Source organism: Aeromonas salmonicida subsp. salmonicida, from assembly GCF_001643305.1.
GTDB lineage: Bacteria > Pseudomonadota > Gammaproteobacteria > Enterobacterales > Aeromonadaceae > Aeromonas > Aeromonas salmonicida.
Map to the genome: position 1 here is coordinate 98,726 of NZ_LSGW01000070.1, position 17,154 is coordinate 115,879.

General features: G+C 59.2%; 17 protein-coding genes and 1 pseudogene. 8 read left to right on the forward strand and 10 right to left on the reverse strand.

Going from position 1 to position 17,154, the window contains the following annotated elements:
- Positions 1–79 precede the first annotated feature (79 nt).
- On the forward strand, positions 80–268 hold the full coding sequence (locus tag AXW79_RS12665; RefSeq protein ID WP_005309974.1) for a hypothetical protein: 189 nt from the start codon (positions 80–82) through the stop codon (positions 266–268).
- A 119-nt stretch (positions 269–387) separates the two neighbouring features.
- On the opposite strand, the gene AXW79_RS12670 is transcribed toward AXW79_RS12665, so the two are convergent.
- Positions 388–675, reverse strand: coding sequence for a hypothetical protein (locus tag AXW79_RS12670; RefSeq protein WP_005309977.1), 288 nt, complete (start codon positions 673–675; stop codon positions 388–390).
- A 365-nt stretch (positions 676–1,040) separates the two neighbouring features.
- Here AXW79_RS12670 and AXW79_RS12675 point away from each other — a divergent pair, with 365 nt between their 5' ends.
- Positions 1,041–1,535: a histidine phosphatase family protein gene (locus tag AXW79_RS12675; protein WP_005309980.1), complete on the forward strand. Its 495-nt coding sequence runs from the start codon at positions 1,041–1,043 to the stop codon at positions 1,533–1,535.
- Here the strand turns inward: AXW79_RS12675 and AXW79_RS12680 are convergent.
- Positions 1,498–4,642: pseudogene (locus tag AXW79_RS12680) on the reverse strand (DUF3427 domain-containing protein). The gene AXW79_RS12675 and the pseudogene AXW79_RS12680 sit on opposite strands and share 38 nt — an antisense overlap.
- A gap of 154 nt (positions 4,643–4,796) precedes the next feature.
- Between AXW79_RS12680 and AXW79_RS12685 the strand changes: the two are divergent.
- Positions 4,797–5,264: a hypothetical protein gene (locus tag AXW79_RS12685; protein WP_005309985.1), complete on the forward strand. Its 468-nt coding sequence runs from the start codon at positions 4,797–4,799 to the stop codon at positions 5,262–5,264.
- Between the two features lie 165 nt (positions 5,265–5,429).
- Positions 5,430–5,798: a VOC family protein gene (locus tag AXW79_RS12690; RefSeq protein ID WP_005309988.1), complete on the forward strand. Its 369-nt coding sequence runs from the start codon at positions 5,430–5,432 to the stop codon at positions 5,796–5,798.
- Between the two features lie 45 nt (positions 5,799–5,843).
- Here AXW79_RS12690 and AXW79_RS12695 read toward each other — a convergent pair whose 3' ends face one another.
- Together AXW79_RS12695 and gdhA are read right to left on the reverse strand one after the other, a co-directional pair.
- A complete protein-coding gene (locus AXW79_RS12695; protein ID WP_005309991.1) occupies positions 5,844–7,436 on the reverse strand; it encodes an alpha/beta hydrolase in 1,593 nt (530 codons plus the stop codon).
- A gap of 229 nt (positions 7,437–7,665) precedes the next feature.
- Positions 7,666–9,012: an NADP-specific glutamate dehydrogenase gene (gene gdhA / locus AXW79_RS12700; RefSeq protein WP_005309996.1), complete on the reverse strand. Its 1,347-nt coding sequence runs from the start codon at positions 9,010–9,012 to the stop codon at positions 7,666–7,668.
- Positions 9,013–9,568: 556 nt separating this feature from the next.
- On the opposite strand from gdhA, the gene AXW79_RS23975 reads away from it, so the two are divergent.
- Positions 9,569–9,691: a hypothetical protein gene (locus tag AXW79_RS23975; protein WP_005309999.1), complete on the forward strand. Its 123-nt coding sequence runs from the start codon at positions 9,569–9,571 to the stop codon at positions 9,689–9,691.
- Positions 9,681–10,715, forward strand: a complete 1,035-nt coding sequence (gene rluF, locus AXW79_RS12705; RefSeq protein WP_011898896.1) for a 23S rRNA pseudouridine(2604) synthase RluF — start codon at positions 9,681–9,683, stop codon at positions 10,713–10,715. The genes AXW79_RS23975 and rluF overlap by 11 nt, the downstream gene beginning before the upstream one ends.
- A 54-nt stretch (positions 10,716–10,769) precedes the next feature.
- Here the strand turns inward: rluF and AXW79_RS12710 are convergent, their stop codons facing one another.
- Together AXW79_RS12710 and AXW79_RS12715 are read right to left on the reverse strand one after the other, a co-directional pair.
- Complete coding sequence (locus AXW79_RS12710) at positions 10,770–12,023, reverse strand: cyanate transporter (protein ID WP_005310005.1); 1,254 nt, start codon at positions 12,021–12,023, stop codon at positions 10,770–10,772.
- Positions 12,016–12,534, reverse strand: coding sequence for a nucleoside deaminase (locus AXW79_RS12715; RefSeq protein ID WP_005310007.1), 519 nt, complete (start codon positions 12,532–12,534; stop codon positions 12,016–12,018). The genes AXW79_RS12710 and AXW79_RS12715 overlap by 8 nt, the downstream gene beginning before the upstream one ends.
- A 110-nt stretch (positions 12,535–12,644) precedes the next feature.
- Here AXW79_RS12715 and AXW79_RS12720 point away from each other — a divergent pair, with 110 nt between their 5' ends.
- Positions 12,645–13,487 carry a LysR family transcriptional regulator gene (locus AXW79_RS12720; RefSeq protein WP_005310011.1) on the forward strand — a complete coding sequence of 281 codons (843 nt, stop codon included), beginning with the start codon at positions 12,645–12,647 and terminating at the stop codon, positions 13,485–13,487.
- A gap of 31 nt (positions 13,488–13,518) precedes the next feature.
- Here AXW79_RS12720 and AXW79_RS12725 read toward each other — a convergent pair whose 3' ends face one another.
- From AXW79_RS12725 to AXW79_RS12730, 3 genes are all read right to left on the reverse strand, one after another.
- A complete protein-coding gene (locus AXW79_RS12725; RefSeq protein ID WP_005310014.1) occupies positions 13,519–13,986 on the reverse strand; it encodes a GyrI-like domain-containing protein in 468 nt (155 codons plus the stop codon).
- Positions 13,987–14,026: 40 nt separating this feature from the next.
- The gene (rsmS, locus tag AXW79_RS21830; RefSeq protein WP_005310018.1) at positions 14,027–14,182 is read right to left on the reverse strand and encodes a pleiotropic regulatory protein RsmS; all 156 of its coding nucleotides are present in this window, start codon (positions 14,180–14,182) and stop codon (positions 14,027–14,029) included.
- Positions 14,183–14,266: 84 nt separating this feature from the next.
- Positions 14,267–14,737, reverse strand: a complete 471-nt coding sequence (locus tag AXW79_RS12730) for an acyl-CoA thioesterase (RefSeq protein ID WP_005310019.1) — start codon at positions 14,735–14,737, stop codon at positions 14,267–14,269.
- Between the two features lie 201 nt (positions 14,738–14,938).
- Between AXW79_RS12730 and AXW79_RS12735 the strand changes: the two genes are divergently transcribed.
- The gene (locus AXW79_RS12735; protein WP_005310022.1) at positions 14,939–15,589 is read left to right on the forward strand and encodes a tellurite resistance TerB family protein; all 651 of its coding nucleotides are present in this window, start codon (positions 14,939–14,941) and stop codon (positions 15,587–15,589) included.
- 37 nt (positions 15,590–15,626) lie between these two features.
- On the opposite strand, the gene AXW79_RS12740 is transcribed toward AXW79_RS12735, so the two are convergent.
- Complete coding sequence (locus AXW79_RS12740) at positions 15,627–17,069, reverse strand: aminotransferase-like domain-containing protein (RefSeq protein ID WP_005310025.1); 1,443 nt, start codon at positions 17,067–17,069, stop codon at positions 15,627–15,629.
- Positions 17,070–17,154 lie beyond the last annotated feature (85 nt).

The following is a 17,154-nucleotide window of genomic DNA, read 5'->3' on the forward strand; positions in this document are numbered from 1 at the left end:
ATCTGCATCAAACCTGTGGTGGGCGGGTTATTTTACGGTCAGGAGTGATGTGGGTGGTATGTAACAAAAGGATGTGATTATGGAACTGGAAAGGGACCCGAGATGCTATACCGACCTTTGTATCGACGGTAAGTGGTATCACTATGACCACTGCAGCACACATGTCTACATGCTGATGGGAGGTGCGGCCCCGAGTCTGGAGCTGACCCACGAGCCCCGCAGCGAAGAGGAGCTGATCGAGATGCTCCAGCAACTGGCCCGCTTCTGACGCAGGTTGTCTGCTGCTCGTCACATGGCCATCGGACACCTTGCCGCGATGGCCACTTATCGTCTCTTGTTGGTTTTCTGCTAACGATGCCTGCTGGCGACTTCTGTCAACGAGTCTTGTCAGCGCGTTTTGCCGCCCAACAACCCCTTGCCGACGTCCATCAAGGCGATCGCCGCAGCGTAGCCACTGTCTGATTTGCCCATCTCGTCCGCCACATAGAGGAAGTTGGACTTGTATTTCTCGACGGCCTCACTGCGACTCGCGGCATCGATAAAATCTTCCTGCACCTCGAATCCCTGCGCCAGCAGCGCCTCTTTCTCGGTCAGAAAGGTGGGGGAGGCCATGTCGATAAAGGTGTACTGCTGCCGGTTGGATGCCGGAATGGAGAAAAACTGGTATCTAGCCATGTGCGATTCCTCGCCTGAACGGGTGATAAATGATATGACCTTCTTCTCGTCGAACTGTCCCCTTGGGCGCCATGGCAGAATGGCTAAAAAAAGTAACGTTCGAGTCTTGTATTTTGCTCGAGATTACCCTGACCCAAAGCACAGCACAACGAAAATATGCGACTTTTTTCGCCAAGAAAAAAATGAAGTGATCTCATCCTTCTGACAGTGAAAATCAGGCCCACTCTGGTCAGGTTTTCATGGCCGCCCTGTTTCAGCGCGCATAGCTTGGGGGATTGCCCCGTTTGTATCTGTGTCCGTACGGTACATCTGTTATTATCATGGCCTTTCATGCCACTTATCTAATTGAACTTGCTGGAGAAACCATGTCTCGAACCCTCTATCTGCTTCGTCACGGCCAGACCCGCTATAACGCCGAGCAGCGGTTACAGGGGCGCTGCAATTCCGACCTGACTGACAAGGGGGAGGCGCAGGCCACCGCCATGGGCGCTCGTCTGCGCGATGTGCTGGACGAACCCGCACGCTGGACTCTCTACGCCAGCCCCCTTGGCCGAGCTCGGCAGACGGCGCTGTTGGTGTGCCAGCAGCTGGGGCTCGATAGTGAGCGCATCGTCTGGGATGAGCGACTGGTGGAGTTGAACATGGGGGAGTGGGAGGGCTGCCGGGTATCGGATCTGGTGGCAGCTCACCCCAAGCTTGATATCAGCCAGCCGGACTGGTATCTGCAGGCGCCCGGTGGTGAAGATTTTCAATGTATTCAGCGCCGGGCCCAACAGTGGCTGCAGGATGATCGCATTGCCGAGCCCTTTTCTTTAACAGGAGTTAGCCAATCGCCAACTTTGCTGCTTCTTTCCACATGAAGGGGGGCATCGGAGTAGTCAACCGCCATTTGATGTTCATCGGCTGGCTGCCGCTATGGGAGATGTACTCCACTTCGCCAAAGTTCACAAAGCCAAGGGTGCGGCCAAATTCATCTTTGCTCTGCTCACGGACGAACAAAAACAAGCGCTTACCCTCTGCTCTGTGTTGAATGTAACTCAGGCCCTTACCCCGCTCGGGGCGAGCGCTGTTTTGGCTCTGCCAATGGAACAGTGACTCATTGATGGCGTAGTCGTGATAACGGGTGGTGGGGGAGAAGTGCTGCTCCGTTTTGTTCAGGGTCACGAACAGCAACTCGATATTTTGCTCTGCGATGACATACACCCCTTCTCTGGCTGGTGGTTGCTGCTCGAAACTGGTAGCACCAAAGCCAACCAGCACCTGCTCTCTGGCATATCGGGCATGCAGTTGCAGCGGATTACCGGGAAGGTCAGGCATGGCTAGTTGTTCGTGCTGCACCCGATTGATCAGCATGGGTAGCAGGTCTGCCAACTCGGCCCTTAACGCTGGTTGATTGAGTTGTTTCAGGCTGTGTGCCAAGGAGCTAAAGCCTGCGTTGGGGCCGCTCTGTTGCCAGAAGTCGTAGTGGCACATCAAGGCCATACGTTCATCGTGTTCGGCCGTTAAGGTAAAGGCGTCTGCCACCAAGGTTTGTAAGAATTTCAAGTAATGGAGCGCATCGCAGCCTAATAGCCGGGTTTTGATGGCCCGGGTGTAGAGGGTAGATAGCTTCTCATCGCTCATTTCAGAAACGGTATGGTTGCGGGCCTGTTTGACTAAGGTGCTCCAATTACCGCGCTTGTAGATCTCCTCAAGGCTGATATGAGGGTAAAACTTCAAAAAGTTCGCCAACGTCAGCGGTAAATCGCAATCCTGCGAGAAACGGCGGATCAGGCCCATGAGTCGCGAGGTATTGAGGGTCGCCTTCTTGATATTGCTCAGAATTAACTCTTGGGTCTGTTTTGAGAGTTCGATGCGGCAGCCCAAGGGGGCATGAGGGAAGCCCTGTTTGATTTCGTGGCTGATCGCCTTATTGGTTTTACCCACCAGCGCCCGGAATTTCTGGGCAAAGTCATACTCCGCACGAGCATTGCCAACAAAATCCAACACGGTGCAACACTCTTTATTGCTCGCCAGCCGTAGGCCGCGCCCTAATTGCTGCAAAAAGATCGTGAGGCTTTCCGTTGGCCGTAAAAACAGCAAGGTATCGACTTCCGGGATATCGACCCCTTCGTTGAAGATGTCCACTACGCATAGAATATTGATAACCCCGGTACGCAAATCTTGTTGTTTGCTATGCCGTTCGTCTCGGTTATCGCTGGTGAGGATGTCAGCCTTGATGCCCTTCAATAAAAATGCCTTGCACATAAAATCAGCATGTTCACGGCTCACACAAAATGCCAGCGCTTTGATCTTGGTAATATCGGTGACGATCTCATCGAGGCTCTGTACTATTTTCTGCACCCGCTGCTGATTGTGGGTGTAGATATTGGTGAGCTCACTAATGTCATAACGGCCATTTTTCCAAGCGACTTGGCGCAAGTCGGTATCATCATCGATGCCAAAATATTGGAATGGACAGAGATGGCGACGATTGATGGCCTCTGGTAAGCGGATTTCTGCTGCGATCACACCACAAAAGTCAGCGAGAATATCACCGCCATCATGGCGCTCTGGCGTTGCGGTCAATCCCAGCAGAATGTGAGGATCAAAGGCTGCGAGCAAACCACGATAACTGGCCGCCGCAATATGGTGAACCTCATCGATGACGATGTAATCGAAATAGTCTGGGCTAAGGCGCAACGTAGACAGCTGGTTATTCAAGGATTGTACTGAGGCAAACAGTTGATGGTAGTGGGTTGGCACGGCGCCGCCGACCAAGAGTTCGCCAAAATTGGATTGCTTGAGCACACCGCGGTACGAGGCCAATGCTTGGCGCAAAATCTCCTCTTTGTGGGCGACAAACAGAAACTTGGCGTCGGGTTTGGTTTTCAGAAAACGTGCAAAATCAAAGGCGGAGATCAGGGTTTTCCCTGTACCGGTGGCCGCAACCACCAAGTTACGAAAGCGCTGATGTAAAGAGCGCTCCATCGCCAATTGCTCAAGGATTTCCTGTTGATGGGGAAACGGCGTGATATCAAAGAAATAGGCAGGACTATTTTTGTCACCATCCCCACGGGCCTCTTGCAGCGCATGCTTTAATTTCGTGCGGCTTTCGAGCTTGCCATCGAACAGCTCAAAATCATCGGACTCCCAATAGGTTTCAAAGGTACTCAGGGATTTCTCGATAATATGAGGGATCTCTTGCGAGGAGATTTTTAGGTTCCACTCCAAGCCACTGGTGAGGGCAGAATGAGAGAGGTTGGATGAACCTATATAGCCGGTATGAAAGCCAGTATTTCGGCAAAAGAGATAGCTTTTGGCATGCAACCGCTCGCGCTGGGTGTTATAGCTGAGTTTGACTTCAGTGTTGGGCAGGCTGGCTAAAAATTCGACCGCCTTGGCGTCGGTTGCCCCCATATAAGAAGTGGTAATGACTTTTAATTGGCGGCCGCTGCGAGTGAACTCTTCCAGCTCATGACGGAAAATACGGATACCTGCCCATTTGATAAATGAGACCAGCCAGCAGATGCTATCTGCCGATAATATCTCCCGTTTAATCTCCGACTCCATCGACAAACCCGCATTGCTGCCGCAGAACAGCTCACTTTGCGTCAGACCGGTCAGAGGGAAAATATCCTCGGCATATTGCTTTAAATTGGCTGAGATGGGGTTATCCAACTGGTAGAGCGCTGTCAGAATTTTTCCCTGACTATCGATGAGGTTCTCGCCAATAAAGTCTGGGTCTTGCGTGCGATCCTTTAGCCAAAGCAATAACTGGTTAGCCAGCTCAATCTGCCGTTGCAGCTGATCACTCTCCAGTGACCGAGCCCACCGCATATTCCAAAACCCGGCTCAGAAATCGCGATAACCAGACTGCCGCTTCGGCAGGTTCAAGCTGGCGTTCCCCTACGTAAAAGCGCTCGCGGTCGAGTCGAGATGTCAGCAGTTGAGTAATGAGTTGTTCATAAATACCGCATTGTTGCATCGCACACTGGCCTTGAACGTTGTACATGAGGGTGGCGAGAAGAGTATCATTTTTTCCAACCAAATCAGTAAGCTGTTGTCGCCTGTTACTCGTTTGAAAATCGCCACGGTTTTCGGTAATACAGCCCGGCAGTGACAACCACAGGGAGGTGGTGATGGATCCGGTTTCTTATCTTTTTTCGGCCTATCTCAATCTGGTACAGCAGCAGGTGTCGGATCACTACGGTACAGAGCCCAAGACGCTGGTGGTGGAATATGAGGGGGAGCAGGTGCCCTTTGTCTTCCAGTTCTGGCAGATCCAACCCAAAAGCGTCTGCCGTTCCTACGAGCAAGATGTGCGGCGTTTCAGTCAGTGCACGGTCAAGGCGGCTGCTCTGTTTCAGACGCTCTGCGATGATCTGACCCGACAGGATGACAGCAGCTGGCAACTGCCCAAATTTCGCACCATGTACTGCTCGGCGGCCATCAGCTATCGGCCGATGATTGCTGAAATTGGGGATGCCAAGCAGAGTCCTGCCAAGCTGGCGGAGCGCGCCTGCAATCAGGCGATTCTGGCTGCGATGGACAGTGACGATGAGACCTTACTTGCCCAGCGCGACAAAGCGTGCGCCGCGGTGCAGTGAGGCGGATTTATCTGACAATATACTCACTTGGCCTGTCTGTGCGTGCCACGACACACATCTGCTCCTCCTTGCCGGGTATGATGAGGTTGCCCACGGTTGTGGAAAGCGTCGGGCATTCATGGGCATATGCCTGCTACATCAGCCAGATCACCACCAGGAGGAACCATGATCAGCCACATCGACCATCTGGTATTGACGGTCAGTGATATTGAACGGGCCGTGGCGTTTTACAGCTCTGTGCTCAATATGGAGGCCATCACCTTTGGTGCAGGGCGCCGGGCGCTGCGTTTTGGCAACCAGAAGATCAATCTGCAATTGCCGGGGCAAGAGCCGCGCAACCGGGCTCAGGTGGGCTCGGGGGATCTTTGCCTCATCACCCGTTGGCCGCTGGCACAGGTCATCGCCCAGCTTGCCAGCCACGGGGTGGCGATAGTCGAAGGGCCCGTCACCAAGAGCGGCGCCTGCGGGCCCATCGAATCAATCTATTGCCTCGACCCGGATCAGAATCTTGTCGAGATCAGCCGCTACCCTTGAGCCCGACGGCCAGCTGATTGCCAACTCCTGCTTCTTGTCGCTTGCCTAAAAAGGTAAATCCGGCGTGTCTGTTTCCTGTAAAAACGTCTCTATCTCTGCCTCATAGGCGGCATCGGTGCGCTTGTCGCTGGCCGGTTTCGCCTGGGGTGAGGCGAGTGGCGATGGGGGCTGAAGGGGCGCCGCCAGTGTCTCAATGACCCTCTCTTGCAGATAGGGATAGAAGGGGTTGGAGGAGGTGCGGGTGAGGGCACCTGGATTGACGATCAACATACCGCGCTCCCCGCGCAGGGCCAGGCCGCCCAGGTTGATGCCGTATTGGTTCATCTGCTCGGGGCGTGGCGCCATGCCATAGAGGGGATCGTCCATGGGGAAGGGCAGCGCCACGTGGGAGAGGGAGTAGATCTCCTTGGGGTAGTCGATGCCAAGGGGGCGAACTTGCTCGAGCGTGCTGCCTGCGACCATCGTTTTTGCCTGGGTCTGGGGGCTGGACGCCGCCTCGTTGCCCACCACTGTCAGCCGATATGGCTGGGGCTGGCTCGGCAGCAGGTGGCTTAGGGCCAGCTCGGAGGCACTGTTGAGCAAGGGGCCGAAAACAGAGCCGCGATTGATGTCGAACAGCACCAGCTCGCTGCCGTTGTTCGGCAGGAAGTGGTAGAGATCGGCGATGATGGAGCGGGTGCTGACTGTGTAATCCATCACCGACTGGAAGGTGAGTGCCGGCGGGAAGGCCGCCAGTTCACCGCTGGTCGCCAGTTGGCGCACCTGCTGTTGAATGGTGTGGGTCAGCCGGTAGGATTGACGTGCCCCGTTGACCGGGAAGGAGTTGTATTTGAACGGGTTGAATTCGGGCATGATGCCGAGCCAGGCCGCGTTGGCAAAGGCGGGCAGCAGGGCGGGCACCGCCTTCAATCCGGCGAAACGGGCAAAGCGGGTCACCCCTATCATGGGGGAGATGAGCACCAGCCGATCCGGCCTTGCCAATGTCCCCGTTTTGTCTTCCAGCGCATCCAGCGCATATTTCACCGCCAGCGCGCCGCCGTTGGAAAAACCCACCAGATGCAGTGGCAGCGGGCTCGGGGCTTGTGCTCTGGCCTCGCGCACCGCCAGTCGTGTGGCCGCCAGCCAGGTCTCCCACTCCATATTGACCAGCCCGGCCGGCACTGTGCCGTGACCGGGTATGCGCAAACCAAGGGCGATAAAGCCCTGCTCGCGATAGCGCTGGGCCAGATGGCGCAGGCTGTAAGGGGAATCGGTCAGGCCATGCAGGAACACGGCTACCCCTTTCACCTCGCCCTCGGGGCGCAGCAGGTAGGAGCGATTCCAGTCGTCTTGAAAGTGGGCTGGATTGATGGGCGAGCCCTGATAGTAGCGGTTGCCCGCCAGCTGTTGCTCCGGCGGCGTCTTGGCGACCACCTCCTGCTCCACCAGATCGAACAGCTGTTGCTCGCGAGCCAGATAGGCTGGCCAGTCGCTGCTATCCAGTTCGTCGGCGCTGAGCTCGGGGGGAATAAAGGTATGCCACAGCTGCAACGGCGCGGCTTGCCAGGCGAAGTAGGCGATCACCCCCCAAGCGGCCAGCAGCGCAAGCAAGAGGGTCAGAAGAGAGCGGCGAAGGAGGCGACGGGTACGAGCCAGCATGGTGTGATCCCTGGGCGATGGCGGTCGGGGCGAACCGCAGTCAAGCTGGCTCGCCGTGTCTGTCTGAACAGTTCAAACCTTGACGCAAGGCTTAAAGCCTAATGTAAACAAGGTGATAAGTACAGGTGGTGGGCGCTCGTCAAGACCATGAAAAGACGGCAGCCCATGGGCTGCCGTCTGGTGTTGCACGTCGTGGTCAATGCTTGCTGATGGCACATCCTTGCCGGGACTAGCAGACTCCCTGTGCCAGAATGGCATCGGCCACCTTGACGAAACCGGCGATATTGGCGCCGCTCTCATAGTTCACGTGGCCCTGCTCCTCTTCACCGTAACGCACACAGGTGGCGTGTATGCTGGTCATGATCCCCTTGAGGCGGGCATCCACCTCCTCCCGTGTCCAGGAGAGGCGCTGGGCATTCTGGCTCATCTCAAGCCCAGAGGTGGCGACGCCCCCTGCATTGGCCGCCTTGCCTGGGGCAAACAGCACCTTGGCCTCATGAAAGACTTTGATGGCGGCGGCGCAGCTCGGCATGTTGGCGCCCTCGGCCACCAGTTGTACGCCGTTGGCCACCAGTTGTCTGGCGTCCTCTTCCCCCAATTCGTTCTGGGTGGCGCAGGGCAGCGCTATCTGGGTTGGCAGGTGCCAGGGCGTGCGGCCACTGAAATACTCCAGCCCCTGATCATGGGCATAATCGGCGATACGCTGGCGTTGCTCGTTCTTGAGTTCCATCAATCTGGCGAGCTTGTCGGGGGTGAAACCGTCAGGATCATGGACTGTGCCACCCGAGTCGGAGGCAGTGATCACCTTGGCACCCAGCGCCATCGCTTTCTCGATGGCATATTGCGCCACGTTGCCGGATCCCGACACAGAGACAGTCATGCCCGCCAGCGACTGGTCACGGTTGGCCAGCATGGCCTCGACAAAATAGAGCAGGCCGTAGCCGGTGGCCTCGGGACGAATGAGGCTGCCCCCAAATGAGAGCCCCTTGCCGGTGAAGATACATTCGGCGCTGTTGGTGAGCTTCTTCATCATGCCTGCCATGTAACTCACCTCGCGCCCGCCCACCCCGATATCGCCGGCAGGCACATCGGTATTGGCCCCCAGATGACGGTAGAGCTCCAGCATCAGCGCCTGACAGAAGCGCATCACTTCCCCCTCGCTCTTGCCCTTGGGGTCAAAATCGCTGCCGCCCTTGCCGCCACCCATGGGCAGGGTAGTGAGGGCGTTCTTGAAGGTCTGCTCGAAGGCGAGGAACTTGAGCACAGAGAGATCCACTGAGGGATGAAAACGCATGCCCCCCTTGAAGGGGCCGATAGCCGAGCTGTGCTGGATGCGATAGCCGCGATTGACTTGCACCTTACCCTTGTCATCGACCCAGCTTATCCGAAACTGGATCAGTCGCTCCGGCTCCACCAGCCGCTCCAGCAGGCCCTGTTGCAGGTAGCGGGGGTGACGTTCCACGTAAGGCCAGATGGAGGCGATCACCTCGCTCACTGCCTGAATAAATTCCGGTTGATGGGGATTGCGGCTGGCCACCTGGGCCAGAAAATCCGCCTGGGATAGGGAATGACTCATCTGTAACTCCTGTAGTGAATGATGAAATTGGCCTCTTGCCAGAGAAAAGCGCATGCCGTGCATCCAAATTTATGATTTGTGTTGGGGATGAATGCGGACAAAAATTCTATCTTGTACCGAGTTTGCCAACGATTGTTGGATTAGCCGCCGAAAACGACAGAATGCAGACAGGGTCATGGCAAGATAATTCGCGCAGATTCGAATCTTTTTATGCGTTTTTTTTAATAAATAGCAAGGTGCTTCTTTATCGGATGTGGCGTGATGGCAAACTGGCTGCATATTGTGTGAATGTTACATGCCCGCGCAGAGCGCCGTTTTTCTGTCCGGCCTGCGACCGTATTTTGTGTTTTTTTCTCAGCCCTTTGGATCCTGACCCCGTCGTCTGGTCCGCGTTATCAGGAAATGGGCTTGCGGTATGAGGTGATGAGAGTGGGATCCAGGCACACAGGACCGGAGTGGGTGACAAGTATCCGGCGTGCTGGACGGGGCAATATGCTACTGTATCGGCGTTTTTTGATGGTTAAGCTGGCCTTGGCCTTTTTGAAGATGGAATGGTATGCAGAACTTTGATGTAGTGAACCGGCTGATGCAGCAAACAGCCTCCCCGACGATGCCAGCATCGGCAACCGTGCAACTGGATGGGGCTATCAGCCTGTGGCAGGTGACTCATGCTGGCTAATGAATCCATGCGCCTGAACAAGTACATCAGCGAGAGCGGCATCTGCTCGCGCCGCGAGGCCGACCGCTTTATCGAGCAGGGCCAGGTCTTTATCAACGGCAAGCGGGCCGGGATCGGCGATCAGGTGTTTGCCGGGGATCTGGTCAAGGTCAATGGTCAGGTGATCGAGGCGCGGGAAGCCGACAGTCTGGTCTTCATCGTGCTCAACAAGCCGGTGGGCATAGTCTCCACCACTGAGGCGGGCGAGAAGGACAACATAGTCGACTTCGTCAACCACAGTACCCGTGTCTTCCCCATAGGGCGGCTCGACAAGGACTCCCAGGGGCTCATCTTCCTGACCAACCACGGCGATCTGGTCAACAAGATACTGAGGGCGGGCAACGATCACGAGAAAGAGTACCTGGTGACCGTCGACAAGCCGGTGACCGATGACTTTATCAAAGGGATGGGGGCTGGTGTGCCTATCCTCGGCGCCGTCACCAAGAAGTGCAAGGTGAAGAAAGAGGCACCCTTCGTGTTTCGCATCACCTTGGTGCAGGGGCTGAATCGCCAGATCCGCCGCATGTGCGAGCACTTCGGTTTTGAAGTGACCAAGCTGGAACGCATTCGCATCATGAACGTCAGCCTCAAGGGGTTGCCGGTAGGCGAGTGGCGCGATCTGACCGACGACGAGCTGATCGAGCTGTTCAAGCTGATTGAGGACTCCTCCTCCGAAGTGAAACCGGCCAAAGGCGACAAGCCCAAAGTGGCCAAAGCCGCTGTTGCTCAAACCGGCAAAGCGGCGCAAGGCAAAAAGCCGCGCCGGGATGATGACCACGAGATTGGCGGCCGCCCCAATGTGTCGGGCCCGGAAGCCTTCGAGAAGAAGATCCCCGTGGGCAAGGGGGCTGTTGGCAAAGGCGGCGCAGGGAAAGCCGCCGCGGGCAAAGGCAGTGCAGGTAAAGGGGCGTCCAACAAGGGCAGAAAACCGGCCGCAGCCAAACCGCGCGCCGGTCAGTCCGGCCGCCAGAAGAAGGGGCGCTGAGGCGCAATCCTGAGCGGCGTCAGCCTCCCCTTGTTATCCCCAAAAACACCGGCCTCAGGCCGGTGTTTTGCTTTGTGCCGTACCGCTGGCCGCAGGCGCTGGGGTTGGCAACCTCATCACCTTGGCATAGCCGCGCGGGTCCAGGCGCAGCACCAGCAGGCTCATCAGCGCCAATCCCCCCAGTTGCCACTGCCAGGCGGCCGCGAAGTCGCCACTCAGATGATGGAGGCGGGCCGCAACCCAGGGGCCGGTTGCCGCCAGCATAAAGCCGAACCCCTGCATCAGGGCGCTGAGGGTGCCGGCACGGCGTGGGTCAGGTAGGTGATCCAGCGCTATCACCATGATGAGGGAGAAGCTGCCGCCAAGCCCGGCGCCGCACAGCATGCACCAGAGGATGGGGGCGGCTTGTGGCGCGAGCCAGAGGCCGCCAAATCCTGCTACCTGCATGATGATGGCAAGGCCCATCCAGGGGCGCCGGTCTGTGTTGCGTGCCGCCAGCAGGGGCAGGCCGAGACCGCTGGCTGTCTGCGCCAGCGCCAGCCAGGCCACCAGCTCGCCCCCCTGCTGGGCGCTCCACCCTTGCGCCATATAGGCGGGCGCCAGCCAGGCGACGACAATGCCGTAGCCGCTGTTGATGATGCCAAAGCAGCCGATCAGCAACCAGCTGCGGGGCAGGGTGATCAGCCGTTGCTCGCCGTGGGGAATAGCCACCACGGCGGCGCTTGGCAGGCGGACTTTCCACCCTAGCCAGACCATGGCCAACAGTACCGGCAGACTCCACAGAGCGAGCGCCCGCGACCAGTCGAGGCTTGCCACCAGTTGCGGGGTGAGGCTGGCTCCCAGCGCTCCGCCCCCCATCATGCAGGCCGAGAAGATCCCCATCACCAGTGGCACCTTGTGGGCGAAGCTCTGCTTGATAAGGCCGGGTAGCACCCCTTGCACCAGCGCCGAGCCGAGGCCACAAAGCGCCGCGCTGGCGATCAGCAGGGCGCCGCTCTGGGCATCAAAGCGCATGGCGTTTCCCATCCCCAGCAGCAAGAGAGCGGCCCCCAGCAGTTGACTTGGACCCGTGAGGCGGCGCAGGCCAGGGGTTATCAGCACGCCGACGCCGATGAGCCAGAGGGGCAGCAGGGTGAGCCAGGCCAGGGTATCCATGCCGAGGCCAAGGCGGTTGTCTATCGCTTGGGCCAGCGGCCCTATGGCGGTGAGAAAGGGACGCAGATTGAGGCCAATCAGGATCACCAGCACCAGCAGGGCCAGATCCTGCTTGCTGTGGTGCAGAGTGCTGGCGGGCAGGTCCTTACTCATGGGCTAGTTCCGCCTCTGAGTTGTCTCCATAGAGCGCGGTGGCGCCGAGGGAGACTGGTAGTTTGATGAGGGGCAGAGGTGGCGGGTTAAGGGGCAGTCGCAGCTTGTCATAGCTCGATGTGCTGTCAAAGCCGAAGGGGGCTGCATCATGGTTATCAAAGGCGTAATAGACGGCGCGGATGCCGTTCATCACCAGCGCACTCAGGCACATGGGGCAGGGGTGGCCGCTGGCATAGATGATGGCCCCCGCCAGCGGCCCGGATTGGCTGGCCTGGCGCAGGGCTTCCAGCTCCGCATGGCGGGTGGGGTCACCCTCCAGATGCATGGCATTGACGGCGCCTGCTACCAGTCGGTCATTTTGCACCAGCAGGGCTGCGAAGGGGCGACCTCCTCGCTGCCGATTCTGCAGGGCCAGTTGCAGCGCCTGCTCCAGCCACTCCTGATGGCTGGGGTTAGCGGTCAGCGACTGGATCAGGCGAGAGCCAGCGGGGTCGACAGGTGGATGAGACATGAGAGAGACCTTAAGCCAATGAGGGGAGCAGATCAGCCTAGTGGCGCCATCAATCATTTGGAAATTAAATGATAGAATGACATCCAGTAATTTTGTAAATGGAGAATGCCATGCTGGATCCCCTGTTGCTGCGCAGCTTCGTTGCCATCATAGACACGGGCAGCTTCACCCGTGCCGGTGAGCGGGTGCACCTGACCCAGTCCACCATCAGCCAGCAGATACGGCGCCTCGAGCAGCAGCTCGGCTGCCCGTTGCTGGACAGAAGTGGTCGTCAGGTGGTGACCACGGCGGAGGGGGAAAAACTGTTGGGGCTGGCCCGCCGCATTCTGGCGCTGCTGGCAGAAGCCGAGGCACAGGTGACAGAAGCGAGCCTGCAATTGAGCCTGGGGGTGCCGGAGGATTTCGCCGCCGGCGCCATTGCCCCCGTGCTGGCCGCATTTGCCCGCCAATATCCACAGGTGCGGCTGGAGGTACAAAGTGGCCTCAGCCACGGTATTTGGCAGCGCTTCGAGGCCGGTGAGCTGGATCTGGCGCTGGTCAAACAGGGGCGGGGGCGAGGAGCACCACTCGCCAGCTGGCGTGAACCTTTGGCCTGGGTCGACAGCCGCGACTGGCCTGCCTGTGATCGCGATCCCCTGCCGCTGGTGGTGTTCCCAAGTGAAGGGCTCTATCGACGCCAGATCACGGATGCGCTCGATGGGCAGGGGCGGCGCTGGCGCATCGCCTATGTCAGTGCCAGCCTCGCCAGCTTGCAGGGTGCGGTGAGCGCCGGGATCGGGGTCAGTCTGCTGCCAACACGCCTGCTGCAACCGGATCAAGTGGCCCTTTCGCACTGGCCCAGGATCAATCCGGTCGAGTTGGCCCTGCATCTGGGGGCGGAGCGGGGCGAACCCCTGGCCCGCCTCAGCGAGGCCCTGATCGCCCTGTGTGACCAGGTGATGGGGCCTGCCTGAATGGGTCTGGCGCGCTGTTGAGAGGGCCGCCTCAGGCCATGGCCTGGCGCGGCACAACGGCGAGCCAGAGTTCCACTTCGCCGCTGCCGGTGTGGGGGGCATATTCGGCGCCATAGCGCTCGAAATCGGGCTGGTAGGCAGACTGGTAATCCGATTGCGCCAGCCAGTCCAGCGCCTGCTGCCAGGTGTGTGGCATGGTCGAGACATGACCCTGATGCAGGAAGACGGCATAGGTCTGGGGCTGGATGCGCATCCGCCCCAGCGTCTTGGGCAGTACCTCCAGCGCGGCGACTTCCACCGCGCACATATATTCGCATTCTGTGGCAGTCACGCCGCAGATGACGCCATAGGCATGCTCCCCCAGCTGGCCCGGTAGTGGGCCCAGAGCGCTGAAGTCACGCCATTGGCCACCGAAGTCGGCGTGCGCGAAGGCATGGTGGCGGCGCAGGCCGCCAAACAGCATGGGGCGGCCGGTTTCGAAACGGATGGGATCTGTCATCTTGCCTCCTGTGCGGGGTGAGGCGGCAGCGCTGCCGCCCTCAGTGATCCTTGCCTTCCTTGAGCTTGCGTTGATAGTCCTCGGACACGATGGCCAGCGCCGCCAGGGCCAGCGCGGGATCGATCCGGTTGGTTTCCAGCAGCTCGATAAGATCCACCGCCAGCTTGACCTCGGGCGGGGCATTTTCCAGTGACATGACAGACTCCGTAATGGGAAAAGCGCCATTATACACAGCCGCACCCGGATAGGGACCGGCCCTGTATCACGGGCGATGAAGGGCTCAGAGGTGCTGACGCATCTCCTTGTCTATCTCCTCGCGCAGGGCCATCAGTTTTTTGGCGTATTGCTGCAAGCTCAGATCGGCGGCCGAGACAGGTTGCCACTGGGGCACCCTGGTCGGTGTGCCCGTCTCGTCCATGGCGACGAAGATGATGATGCAGTGGGTAGTTTTGTGGCGCTGCCGGTCCGCTGGATGGCGGCTGTAGATATCCACCGCCAGGTGCATGCTGGTGGTGCCTGTGTGGATCACCTCGGCGTGTACTTCCACAAGCTGGCCTATCTGGATGGGCCGCAGGAAGCGGATCCCCCCCACGTAGACGGTGACCGCATAGCCGCTGCACCAGCCGGCGGCGCAGGCGTAACCGGCCTGATCGATCCACTTCATCACCATGCCGCCGTGCACCTTGCCGCCAAAGTTCACGTCGGCGGGTTCTGCCAGAAACTGCAGGGTCAGCTCGCGGGGTGGGGTCATGCTCTCTCCTTGTCTTGACATAGTCGCGGTACCGGTTGGTTCATTGGCGCCATGGCGGGCCTGAGAAGCTGGCCAGCATTTATGTCAGGTATACCGCGAATGGCGACAAGATGCACAGCGCCCGGCGTGATATTGGGCGCGTATTCACTCTTGGTTCATAAACTCGGCGCAAGCATGGGGGGTCAATTGCGAGGAGTCATGATGAAACAAATGCTGGATCAGTTGTTGGGCGCTGGCAAAGGTTGGCTCAACGAAGGCGGCGACAGCCGCAAGGCGCAGATGAAGGGTGTGGCGCAGGGCGGCCTGGCTGCCGGTGCCATGGCCTTGCTGCTTGGCAACAAGAAGATCCGCAAGTATGGCGGCAAGGTGGCGGCGGTGGGCGGTGCAGCGGCCCTCGGCGGGCTGGCCTACAAGCTTTATCAGGATTGGCAGGCCCAGCAGTCGAGCCCGGCGCAACCGACCCAGCCCCTCGATACTCTGCAGGGCAATGCGCTGGATGCCCGTGCAGCCTTGCTGGTCCGCGCCATGGTGGCGGCCGCCCGGGCCGACGGCCATATCGACAGTGCCGAGCGCGAGAAGATCCAGCAGTACCTGACCGAGCAGGGTCAAAGTGATACGGCGCGCTGGATTGACACCGAGCTTGCCCGCCCCCTCGACCCCCATGCCCTGGCGCGTGAGGTGACCGACATGGAGCTGGCCACCGAGGTGTACCTTGCCTCCCTGCTCGCCATCGAGACTGATCACTTTATGGAGCGCGGTTATCTCGACGAGCTGGCCCGTGCGCTCAAGCTCGATGACAACCTCAAGAGCAGCATAGAGCGGCAGGTAGCCCAGCTGAGCGCTCCCGCCTGACAGGGATCAATACCATCGATAGCCGATAACGCCCCTGTCATGGGGCGTTGTTGTTTCCGGCATCCAGATGGGGAGCGAGCTGCTGGTGAATAAGTTCAGCCAGCTGGGCGAGGGCGCTCTCCAACTGCTCACTCCAGGGATGGGAGCTGTTGAGGCGCAGGCAGTGGTTGTACTGCCCCTGACTGGAGAAGAGCGCACCGGGCGCCAGCGAGAAGCCGCAGGTGAGCGCCCGGGCATGCAGTGCCCGGCTGTCGAGACGGGGGTCAAACTCCAGCCAGAGGAAGTAGCCGCCATCGGGGGCGCTGATGCGCACTTCATCCGGAAAGAGGCGCAGCAGGGCGGCCCGCATCTGTTGCTGGCGCTGGGCCAGGGTGTGGCGCAGACGGCGAAAATGGGCATCTACCCCGCCCTGGCGCAACATCTCGGCCAGTGCCAGCTGGCTTGGCACATTGGTCGACAGGGTCGACATCAGTTGCAGCCGCTGAATGCGCTCGGCATGGGGCCCTGCCACCACCCAGCCGACCCGAAAGCCAGGGGCCAGGCATTTGGAAAACGAGCTGCACAGCAGGCTGTCGCCCCGCACATCCCAGCATTTGAGCGGCTTGGGCCGTTCACGGCCAAAGTAGAGATCGGCGTAGACGTCGTCCTCCACCAGTGGCACCTCATGCTGGCTCAGCAACTGCATCAGCGCCTGCTTGTGGCCGTCTGGCATTGTGTGGCCCAAGGGGTGCTGCACATTGCCCATCAGCCAGCACGCCTTGATGGGGCGCTGGGCCAGCGCCTCGGCCAGCAGGGCGAGATCGATGCCTACCCCCGGGATCACCGGGATCTCCACCGCATTGAGTTTCAGCCTCTCTATGGCCTGCAGGGCGCCATAGAAAGTGGGGGATTCCACCACCACCCAGTCCCCCGGCTCTGTCAGTACCTGCAAGCTCAAGGAGAGTGCCTCCATGGCCCCGGTTGTGATGATGATCTCCTGCGGGCTCACCGCCAGGCCATCACTGGCGTAGCGCTGGGCGATGGCGCGGCGCAGCGCCTCGTTGCCGGGAGGCAAATCAGCTACCGTGCTGAAGGGATCGAGTTTGCGCATGCAGCTCGCCAGTGCGCGCCCGAGCTGGGGATGGGGGAACAGGGTCTGGTCGGCCACCGACATGCCAAGGGGCACCAGTTCTCGCGACTTGCTCGCCTGCAGCACCTCGAACACCAGATCGTTGATGTCCACCGAGCCTGTGTAGTGCGCTTGCTGCTGTGCGCTGGCTCGCAGCGGGGAGGGGGCGGCCTTGACGTAGTAGCCGGACTGGGGCCGCGCCAGTATGAGACCGCGGCTTTCCAGCAGCTGATAGGCCTGCAGCACCGTCATGGGGCTCAGATGGTGGATCTTGCAGCTCTGGCGGATGGAGGGAATGCGCTCCCCCGCTTGCCAGACGCCGCTCGCTATCTGTTGTTGCAACTGATCTGCCAGCTGGCCGTAGAGGGACATGGGGCACTCAAACTGTTATAGGTGTAATTCACTATAACTGCATCTGTTATAGGTGTCATGACCCATGGTGTACTTAACGGACGAG

Bases quoted from the DNA above. Each gene is read 5' to 3' on its own strand.
- AXW79_RS12665 (WP_005309974.1), top strand. From the start codon at position 80: ATGGAACTGGAAAGGGACCCGAGATGCTATACCGACCTTTGTATCGAC.
- AXW79_RS12670 (WP_005309977.1), bottom strand. From the start codon at position 675: ATGGCTAGATACCAGTTTTTCTCCATTCCGGCATCCAACCGGCAGCAG.
- AXW79_RS12675 (WP_005309980.1), top strand. From the start codon at position 1,041: ATGTCTCGAACCCTCTATCTGCTTCGTCACGGCCAGACCCGCTATAAC.
- AXW79_RS12685 (WP_005309985.1), top strand. From the start codon at position 4,797: ATGGATCCGGTTTCTTATCTTTTTTCGGCCTATCTCAATCTGGTACAG.
- AXW79_RS12690 (WP_005309988.1), top strand. From the start codon at position 5,430: ATGATCAGCCACATCGACCATCTGGTATTGACGGTCAGTGATATTGAA.
- AXW79_RS12695 (WP_005309991.1), bottom strand. From the start codon at position 7,436: ATGCTGGCTCGTACCCGTCGCCTCCTTCGCCGCTCTCTTCTGACCCTC.
- gdhA (WP_005309996.1), bottom strand. From the start codon at position 9,012: ATGAGTCATTCCCTATCCCAGGCGGATTTTCTGGCCCAGGTGGCCAGC.
- AXW79_RS23975 (WP_005309999.1), top strand. From the start codon at position 9,569: ATGCAGAACTTTGATGTAGTGAACCGGCTGATGCAGCAAACAGCCTCC.
- rluF (WP_011898896.1), top strand. From the start codon at position 9,681: ATGCTGGCTAATGAATCCATGCGCCTGAACAAGTACATCAGCGAGAGC.
- AXW79_RS12710 (WP_005310005.1), bottom strand. From the start codon at position 12,023: ATGAGTAAGGACCTGCCCGCCAGCACTCTGCACCACAGCAAGCAGGAT.
- AXW79_RS12715 (WP_005310007.1), bottom strand. From the start codon at position 12,534: ATGTCTCATCCACCTGTCGACCCCGCTGGCTCTCGCCTGATCCAGTCG.
- AXW79_RS12720 (WP_005310011.1), top strand. From the start codon at position 12,645: ATGCTGGATCCCCTGTTGCTGCGCAGCTTCGTTGCCATCATAGACACG.
- AXW79_RS12725 (WP_005310014.1), bottom strand. From the start codon at position 13,986: ATGACAGATCCCATCCGTTTCGAAACCGGCCGCCCCATGCTGTTTGGC.
- rsmS (WP_005310018.1), bottom strand. From the start codon at position 14,182: ATGTCACTGGAAAATGCCCCGCCCGAGGTCAAGCTGGCGGTGGATCTT.
- AXW79_RS12730 (WP_005310019.1), bottom strand. From the start codon at position 14,737: ATGACCCCACCCCGCGAGCTGACCCTGCAGTTTCTGGCAGAACCCGCC.
- AXW79_RS12735 (WP_005310022.1), top strand. From the start codon at position 14,939: ATGAAACAAATGCTGGATCAGTTGTTGGGCGCTGGCAAAGGTTGGCTC.
- AXW79_RS12740 (WP_005310025.1), bottom strand. From the start codon at position 17,069: ATGTCCCTCTACGGCCAGCTGGCAGATCAGTTGCAACAACAGATAGCG.